This is a genomic window from Coprococcus sp. RTP21428st1_C9_RTP21428_210409, assembly GCF_040227395.1.
GTDB lineage: Bacteria > Bacillota > Clostridia > Lachnospirales > Lachnospiraceae > Coprococcus > Coprococcus aceti.
Genome location: NZ_JBEHVV010000131.1, coordinates 1 through 2,415, shown reverse-complemented (window position 1 = coordinate 2,415; position 2,415 = coordinate 1). Strand labels below are relative to the sequence as shown.

The 2,415-nt window shown below is 40.5% G+C and carries 3 protein-coding genes; 2 read left to right on the top strand and 1 reads right to left on the bottom strand.

Annotated features, from left to right (window positions below):
* On the bottom strand, positions 1-399 hold a 399-nt coding region (locus ABUA34_RS14140; RefSeq protein ID WP_349823529.1), incomplete at its 3' end, for a hypothetical protein.
* An 838-nt stretch (positions 400-1,237) separates the two neighbouring features.
* Here ABUA34_RS14140 and ABUA34_RS14135 point away from each other — a divergent pair.
* On the top strand, positions 1,238-2,020 hold the full coding sequence (locus ABUA34_RS14135) for a sensor histidine kinase (protein WP_172682075.1): 783 nt from the start codon (positions 1,238-1,240) through the stop codon (positions 2,018-2,020).
* Between the two features lie 33 nt (positions 2,021-2,053).
* Positions 2,054-2,415 (top strand): LytR/AlgR family response regulator transcription factor (locus tag ABUA34_RS14130; protein WP_349823528.1); only part of this gene is annotated, 362 nt, incomplete at its 3' end.

Below are 2,415 nucleotides of genomic sequence, written 5' to 3'. Positions count from 1 at the left end.
GGCATAGCCTTTCTCGTTTACCATGTTTGTGATACTCGCCTCAATTCCAAGCGGAATAATATGCGTATCAGATTTTACTATTGGGTTTGTCCCTTTTGATGAATGCGAGCCCATTACTGTGTAGCTGAGCTTTGGTCCTACTGTTGGATATACATAAACCTTTGTCTTATTATATTTACGTCTGTACGAACTATAACCATATCCGCTGTTATTGTTGCTAAAAGTAAACAGCTCGTTATCTGTATTAGAATATGATTCTTTGCATGTAACCACTGTACCTGCATTATTTGTATGTACATTCTCAGCCTTAGCCGGTGCTGCAATTCCCACTGTTCCTGACACCGCCATTGCGCCTGCAACAGCAAACATCGCAAGCTTTGATTTCATCGACTTCTTCATAACCTTTTGTCTCTCCTATTAATTATCTGCAACAACCATATCCATACAATATAGTTATTGTAAGATTTCACCCCAAGACTCACCGCTCCAATTATCAGCACACCTGCTATACCACGATCCTCATCGCTTCTGTATTTTCTGCCCAGCAGGATCTGTGTTAATAATATTCCCAGCTTGTTGTTTAGATTATCTATTCGACCACCTCCACTTTTCTTTTATCATACAACTACTTAGATTGCAATATATTTTACTTAATTTGTTATGAACGGTATCTATCATGTCATAAACGACAATTGACGCGGTATAAATTGGCTTTGTATAATGTTTCAAATATATTATCTTTATGGAGGTTGCCATGATACATCATATCGTAGACTCTTTTTGTTATATTATTGAAATTTTATATGATCTCATCATGCTCTCATCCATTGCCGGAGTACATATAAAAGAAATGCGACATCCTGTGATAAGTGCAATTTTATACTTTTGTTTGGGAACCTTTTTTTCATCCCTGTTTCCAGGTGCGCTTGGGTGGATCATCTTATGTTCACTAGCCTATTTAACGACTCTTTTTATCTTAAATACGACTATATTTAATTCTCTAATTGCCTTCGTCATATCACACACTTTTATCCTTCTTATTCAAAATTCTATAATTCTGTTATTTTACAGAGTGAATTTTAATAATCAGATAGCCTCCTCCATCGCAGGCTCCCTGATTACTTTTTCTATTGCTTGTGCTATATGCAGGCTACTTCCATTCCATAGCTTCTACTCTCAGTTGATTAATGGCAAATTTTTATCCAAGTACCTTGTAATACATGTTTTTCTGATAATCATGCTTGAGCTGGGACTGCGTAAATACAGCACATTTAACACAATCATATATATCCCCCTCATCTCATTTTTCACCGTGATAGTCCTCATCACCGACATAGTAATCCTCAGCCAGCAACAGATCATCAGCAAGCAGCAGCACGATCTGACAAATTACAACATCTATCAGCCTATGATGGATGATCTGATTGAGGACGTCACGGGAAGGCAGCATGACTTTGACAATATATTGACCGGTATTCGAATGCTTCCATATACACACACCGACTACAGTTCATTAAAGGAGGCTCTTATCAGCAGTTCAGATGAGGTTATATCCGAATACAGAACCACCGAGCTTCTGAAAATCAACATGTTCGTGATCGCCGGGTTTATATACAGCAAACAAAAGCAGGCAGAAAAGGCGCACAAAAAGCTGAATATTGTCGTTCACAGCTATCTGCTCGAGAGCCGGATGCCTGAATATGAGCTGGTCAGGGTTCTGGGAATACTCATCGACAATGCACTGGAGGCCATATCTGAGCACGATAGTATGACTCTGCACCTGGATAGCCGTGACGGCAGGATCATCATCACCACTCTGAACAAAGGTCCTCTGCTAACACCCGAGATCAGAGCAAAGCTTTTCACGGCAGGCTATACCACCAAGACCTGTGATCGTCAGAAGCACGGTCTTGGTCTTTACAATCTCAGGCGTCTGGTATTTAAATATAATGGAAAAATATATCTGGAAAACGATTATCTTCTGGATGATACTCTGGTGCGTTTTGAAGTAATGGTTTAAAATACAACACATAGAAGGAAGGAGTCTTTTATAATGAGAGCTTTGGTAGTTGAAGACAATGTGGCACAATTAAATGGTCTGGCAGAAATAATAGAAGAAAGCTTCCCCGACATAGAATGTCTGAAGGCCGCCTGTTATGATGATGCTCTGGCTCTGGCAGATTCGCACAGCATCCAGCTTTTTCTGCTGGATATACAGCTTGGCGCCGACCCGGATAAGGACGGAATAACGCTGGGAGAACAATTGCGGAGGAATCCGCGTTATCAGACAACTCCTATTTTGTACGTGACAGCTCTTGTAAACGAAGCTCCCAGAGCGATCCACAAGACCAACTGCTACGATTATCTGGTCAAGCCCTACTCACAGCAGGATCTGATAGAATCTGTCTCCAAGCT